Origin of the sequence: Mycolicibacterium vaccae NBRC 14118 = CIP 105934 (genome assembly GCF_001552715.1) — a bacterium.
GTDB lineage: Bacteria > Actinomycetota > Actinomycetes > Mycobacteriales > Mycobacteriaceae > Mycobacterium > Mycobacterium vaccae.
The window spans coordinates 1-5,645 of sequence record NZ_BCRS01000247.1 but is presented as its reverse complement, the minus strand read 5'-3'; the positions used below and the strand labels follow the sequence as shown (position 1 = coordinate 5,645).

6 protein-coding genes are annotated in these 5,645 nt (G+C 72.2%); 2 read left to right on the top strand and 4 right to left on the bottom strand.

Translation table 11 applies throughout. From position 1 onward, the window contains the following. The 3 genes from MVA01S_RS28305 to MVA01S_RS28295 form a co-directional block, all read right to left on the bottom strand. Positions 1-378, bottom strand: a 378-nt coding sequence (locus MVA01S_RS28305) for a cutinase family protein (protein ID WP_159426364.1), incomplete at its 3' end; no start/stop codon positions are given. Positions 379-453: 75 nt separating this feature from the next. Next, on the bottom strand, positions 454-1,113 hold the full coding sequence (locus tag MVA01S_RS28300; protein ID WP_040540543.1) for a cutinase family protein: 660 nt from the start codon (positions 1,111-1,113) through the stop codon (positions 454-456). Then, the gene (locus MVA01S_RS28295; RefSeq protein ID WP_003929208.1) at positions 1,097-2,125 is read right to left on the bottom strand and encodes an EamA family transporter; all 1,029 of its coding nucleotides are present in this window, start codon (positions 2,123-2,125) and stop codon (positions 1,097-1,099) included. The genes MVA01S_RS28300 and MVA01S_RS28295 overlap by 17 nt, the downstream gene beginning before the upstream one ends. A gap of 91 nt (positions 2,126-2,216) precedes the next feature. Between MVA01S_RS28295 and MVA01S_RS28290 the strand changes: the two genes are divergently transcribed. After that, positions 2,217-2,768 carry a CGNR zinc finger domain-containing protein gene (locus MVA01S_RS28290; protein ID WP_003929209.1) on the top strand — a complete coding sequence of 184 codons (552 nt, stop codon included), beginning with the start codon at positions 2,217-2,219 and terminating at the stop codon, positions 2,766-2,768. Positions 2,769-2,812: 44 nt separating this feature from the next. Beyond that, entirely contained in the window at positions 2,813-4,192 is a 1,380-nt protein-coding gene (gene eccB / locus MVA01S_RS28285; RefSeq protein WP_003929210.1) for a type VII secretion protein EccB, read from the top strand. Here the strand turns inward: eccB and mycP are convergent. Next, complete coding sequence (gene mycP / locus MVA01S_RS28280) at positions 4,166-5,500, bottom strand: type VII secretion-associated serine protease mycosin (RefSeq protein ID WP_040540540.1); 1,335 nt, start codon at positions 5,498-5,500, stop codon at positions 4,166-4,168. The genes eccB and mycP overlap by 27 nt on opposite strands. Positions 5,501-5,645: the final 145 nt, after the last annotated feature.

Genomic DNA, 5,645 nt, shown 5'->3' with positions numbered 1-5,645 from the left:
GGAGCCGATGGCGCCGATCCGGTCGCCCAGCGGCGGCACGCCGGCGAGCATCGCGACCACGGCGGCGCCCTGCGAATAGCCGCCCAGCACGACGCGGGTGTTCGGGCACTGGGCCGCCAGGTACGCGATGCGTCCGGTCGCGTCCGTGGCGCCGCTGGCGGTGTTGAGGAAGTCGTAGGTGGCGGGATAGTTCACCCCGTAGGTGGCCACGGTGCGGCCGCCGAGCTGATTGCGCAGGGTGTCCGCGAGGGCCTGGCCGACGCGCCCGACCCCGGGCGGCTCACTGGTGCCGCGGGCGAAGATCACCTCGACGTCGGCGCACGGCTGCGCGGCGGCGGGGGCTGCGGGCAGGACGAAGGCGGCGGCCGCGGACGCCATCACGGCAGCTGCGGTGGCGAGAAGCCGGCGGCTCAGTCTTTCAGCGGGCACAAGACACGGTAACGCATAGCTGTGTTAAACAAGTCCGGCGACGAACGCCGCCGCCTGCTCCGTGAACCCGGCGGTGCTGTAGGTGCTGTGGGCGGCGATGTCGTTTCCGCCCGAGCAGACGGGGTCGGCGCCGTTGCACAAGTCGATGGAGCGCGGGCCCCACACCGGGCTGACGGTGATGGGCAGACCCAGCTTGGTCGACGGGTTGCCGAACACCGCGATCGCGGCGACGAAGTCCGGTGTGTTGGGCGGCAGCGGCGCAGTGAAGCCGACTGCCGGAATCGGTACCGCGGCGATGACGTCGATGACCGCGGCGCCCTGCGAGTAGCCGCCGAGCACCAGGCGGGTGGTGGGGCAGTTGGCCATCATGTACTGGATGTGCAGGCTGGCGTCGTTGGCACCCGACGCGGCGGCGAGGAAGTCGAAGCTCGCCGGATAGTTGACGGCGTACGTGCCCACCGAGCGGCCACCGACCCGCCCGCGCAGTGCGTCGACGAACGCGGTCCCGACCCTGCCGAGGCCGGGCGGTTCGTCGGTGCCGCGGGCGAAAACCACCTCGATGTCGGGGCAGCCCTGCGCGTGGGCGGCCGGCAGGCGACCGGGGGTTACGACCAGCGCCGCCGCGGCCAGCAGGAGCGCGGCGAGCACCGTTATCAGGCGGCGTGCGTCAGAGCCGAGGGTCACCCGGCGATGCTAACTGCTCGGCACCGTGGTCGCCCGGGCATCCGGCCAGGTCACCCTGGCGGGCCAGGGCCAGCCCGGCCAGCACGACCGCGCCGCCGACCGCCTGGGTGGCGGTCATCGCCTCACCGAGCAGCACCCAGGCCGCCAGCACCGCGAACATCACCTCGGACAGCCCGACCAGCGAGGCGAACCGGGGCCGCAGCCGCGCGATCCCGACGATGCCGAGGGTGTAGGCGATCGCGGTCGGGATCAACCCGAGAGCGATCACCGGGACGATCCACGAGGTGGTCCAGCCCGCGATCACGGCGTCGTTCGCGGTGAACCGCATCGGCATCAGGCCGGCGACGCCCAGGGCTGTCACTGCGACGGCGCCGACGAGCAGACCGCCTGCAGCCAGCGTGATCGGATGCAGCGGCGTCCGTCCGTCGGGTACGGCGGCGCCGGCCTTGTCCGACATCAGGAAGTAGCAGGCCGCGCACACCGCCGCGGCCAGGCCCCAGCCGACGCCGACGGGGTTGATCTGGGCGGCGGTCAGTCCGCCGGGCCCGATCAGCCCGAGCACCAGCATGATCCCGGCGACGGCGAGGGCGACGCCGGCCAACGTCATGGAGGTGGGCCGTCTCCTGGTGGTCGCCCACAGCCAGCCGACCACCAGGATCGGGGCGGTGTATTCCAGCAGCAGCGCGACGCCGACCGACAGATGAGAGACGGCGTTGTAGTAGAACAGCTGCGCGCCGGCGATCGGGACCAGGCCGTACAGCGCCACGGTGGTGGCATGTGCGCGCGCCTCGCGCAGCCAGCCCGGACGCACGACGGAGGCGAAGACCGCCATCACCAGCGCTCCGCCGGCCAGCCGTGCGGTGACCGCGGCGGTCGGGGTCCAGCCGGCCTCCATCAGCGCTTTGGCGAAGGGCCCGCTGCAGCCGAACGCGAACGCCGAGCCGATGGCGAAAAGCAGACCTGTACGAAAATGGTCCGTACGGACGCCCGGGTCGGTATCGAGTGCAGCCATGAGCAAACCGCTTCCATGCATGTGACAAGGGGTGACATGAGTAAAATGAGCTTTGGTCATGACGCTACAACCGGAGGGAGTCATGGGTCAAATGCTTTTTACTTATGACACGGAGCTCACGTTGCGGGCGGTCAGCGTCCTGATCAACAGCGACCGGGTCGACGGCGAGCAACTCGCCGACCTCGCCGCGCTCGACGAATATCTCGACACGTTCGGGTGGACGGGGCGGCGGGACCGCGATGCCGCCGAACTCGACGCGGTGCGCGCCCTGCGCACCCGGCTGGGCCGGATCTGGGAAGCCGCCGACGACGAGACCCACGCCGTCGACCAGGTCAACGCGCTACTGTCGGACACCAAGGCGTCGCCCTGGCTGACCCGCCACCCTGAGATGCCCGAGTGGCACCTGCACCTGGCATCGATCCACGACCCGCTGTGGCAGCGGATGGGCGCCGAGATGGCAATGGCGCTGGCCGACCTGATCCGCGGCGGAGAACTGCGCCGGCTCAAGCTGTGCGCGGCGCCGGACTGCCACGCGGTGCTGGTCGACCTGTCGCGAAACCGATCCGGCAAGTTCTGCGACACCGGCAACTGCGGCAACCGTCAGCACGTCGCCGCCTACCGGGAACGTCGCTCCAACAAGTGATCTGACCCCGCCGCAACCCCCGCTACGCTGACCCAGGGGGAGTGATGGCGCAACCGACGACACGTCTACAGGTCAGCGGGCACCGCTTTCTGGCCCGCCGGATGGAGCACGCACTGGTCCGCGGCGATCCGCGGATGCTCGACGATCCGCTTCGCGCACAATCGGTTTCGTTGGTCGCCGGTGCGGTGCTGGCGGTGATCGCCGTCGCCGTGAGCGCGCTTCTGGCGGTCGTGCGCCCCGGCGGCTCGCTGGGGGACGCGCCACTGGTCGTGGTCCGCGAGTCCGGCGCAATGTACGTCAGGGTCGACGACGTCCTGCACCCGGTGTTCAATCTGGCCTCGGCGCGCCTGATCCTCGGCGCCGCCGCCGAACCGCGCCTCGTCTCGCAACGGGCGATCGACGGGTCGGCACTCGGGCCGCAGGTGGGGATTCCCGGTGCCCCGTCGCAGATCTCACCGCCGCTGGATGTCGGCGAGGCCGGGTGGGCGGTCTGCGATGACGCACGGACCGGGACCTCGGTGTCCGTCGGGCCGTCCGCTGCGGCGCTGGAGCCCGGCGCCAGTGTGCTGGTGACACCGCGCGGGGAGAGCGCCGCGCTGACCTACCTGCTGCACGGCGGATGGCGGTCACGGGTGGATCTGCGTCACCCCGCGGTGGTACGCGCACTGAGGCTGGACGGCGTTCTGCCGCAAGCGGTTTCCCCGGCGTTACTGGCCGCCGTCCCGGAGGCGCCGGCGATCGCGCCGCCCCGCATCCCCGCGCTGGGTTCGGCTGGGCCCCCGCCGCTGCACGATCACCCGGTCGGCACCGTGGTGCAGGCCCTGGGGGCAGGCGGTGCGACCGATCACTACGTGGTGCTGTCCGACGGACTGCAGCGCATCGGCGAGGTGGCCGCGGACCTGATTCGTTTCACCGACCGCCGCGTCGGCGAGGAACTGCCGACGGTGCCGGCGGACGTGGTGGGGACCCTGCCCGTGGTCGACACGCTGCCCGTGGCGACATTCCCGTCCGTGGGTGGTGTCACCACCGACGTGGTCGTCTGCGCGCGCTGGGACGGCAGCTCCGGCCGGACGGGTTCGCACACCACGGTGCTCACCGCGGTGGCGACCACGCCGTTACCGCACCCCGTCGCGCTCGCGCAGGCCGACGCCGACGGCCCGGCCGTCGACACGGTCTCGGTGCCCGCGGGACGCAGCGTGTTCGTGCGGTCGGTGTCGCTGACCGGGTCCGGGCACAGCGCGGGTTCCCTGTTCCTGGTCACCGACGCCGGGGTGCTGTTCGGTGTCCGCGACGAGGAAACTGCACGGGCACTGGGTATTTCCACGCCCGCGGTGCCTGCCCCGTGGCCGGTGCTCGCCACCCTGCCCCGCGGTCCGGAACTCAGCGGGCCGGCGGCGTCAGTCGTCAGGGACGGCACGCCGTGACCGGTGCACGGCGGACACCACTGTGGTGCAGGCGGCCAGCCCGACGCAGACGAGGGCGGCGCGCACCGCGGTCCCGCGGTCGGCCGGTCCGGTCCCCTGCGGCGGGGCGACGGGCGGCGGCGCCACCGCGGAGATGACGTTGCGGGCGGGTCCGGTCGCCGAGACCGCGGCGAGAGCGTCGACCACGCCGTGCCCGACGACCGGATCCCAGCCGCCGGGCGGATCGTGGGCGGTGTCCTCGATGACCCGCATGACCTGGCGCGCAGTCAGTTCCGGTGCCCGCGCCCGGACCAGTGCGGCGATCGCGGCGACCACCGGGACGGCATAGCTGGTACCCGATATCGGCGAACCGGACGGCGTGACGTCGACCAGGCCGTCGCCGGTCGGGGCCAGCGACACCACCGCCTCCGCCGGGGCCGCCACGTCCACCCACGGTCCGGCCAGACTGAACTCCGATGCGATCCCGTCCGGCCCGACCGCGCCGACGGTCAGCACGTAGTCGTCGTACCAGGCTGGGCTGGCCACCAGCGTCACCGCGTCGGCCTGCGCGGGATCGCGCGGGTTGTGCCCGGGACACTGCCCGCCGCCGCCGACGTTGCCGGCGGCGGTGACCACGACGACGTTCTTCACGTCGACCGCATAGGACAGCGCCGCGCCCAGCGACCGGTCGTCGAGTCCCGGGTCCACCTCCACACACGCCACCGTCGAGATGTTCAGGACCGTCGCGCCCAGATCCGCAGCGGTGCGCACAGCCGCGGCCAGCGTGTCGACGTCGCCGACGCCTGTCCCACCGGGATCGTCGGTGGCGCGGAACTTGGTGCTGGACTGCCTGATCGCGAGCAGGGACACCTCCGGTGCGATACCGGTGAAACCGTCGGGATCTGCGGTGTCCGGGGTGGCGGCGATGATCCCCGCGACCAGGGTGCCGTGCCCGTCGCAATCGGCGGTGCCGTCCTGGCCGGACACATAGTCACCGCCGGGAATCAGATGTGGCAGCCGGTGATGGCGCGCCACCCCGGTGTCGATCACCGCGACGGTCTGCCCCGCACCGCGGGTCAGCGCCCACACCGCGGGAAGGTCCATGCCCTGCAACTGTCCCGGACGGCGCATCGGATCGGGTGCGGGTGGTGCCGCGGTGACGCACTCGTCGTGCTGGGTGGTGGGATGACGGGGCGCGGCGGGGCGGGGCTGCGGCAGACGCAACTCGTCCACCGCCGGCGGGCCCACTGCTGCCGCACACGGCGCGGTCGGCAGCACCGCGAGCGCCACCACGGCCGGCGCCCGCCACCATCGGCCCCACCTCGTCATGCCAGGCTCAGCTGCCCGACCATGCCGTAGACGCCGGCAAGCCAGCACGCCAGCGGCACCACGGCCACCAGCGCGGCATACTCGACACACTGAATCAGGCGGAGCGACAACGGGTTCGACGGCATGGGTCGTGCCGCTGCCGATA

Coding starts and splice junctions, on each gene's coding strand:
- MVA01S_RS28295 (WP_003929208.1), bottom strand. CDS start 2,125: ATGGCTGCACTCGATACCGACCCGGGCGTCCGTACGGACCATTTTCGT.
- MVA01S_RS28290 (WP_003929209.1), top strand. CDS start 2,217: ATGCTTTTTACTTATGACACGGAGCTCACGTTGCGGGCGGTCAGCGTC.
- eccB (WP_003929210.1), top strand. CDS start 2,813: ATGGCGCAACCGACGACACGTCTACAGGTCAGCGGGCACCGCTTTCTG.
- mycP (WP_040540540.1), bottom strand. CDS start 5,500: ATGACGAGGTGGGGCCGATGGTGGCGGGCGCCGGCCGTGGTGGCGCTC.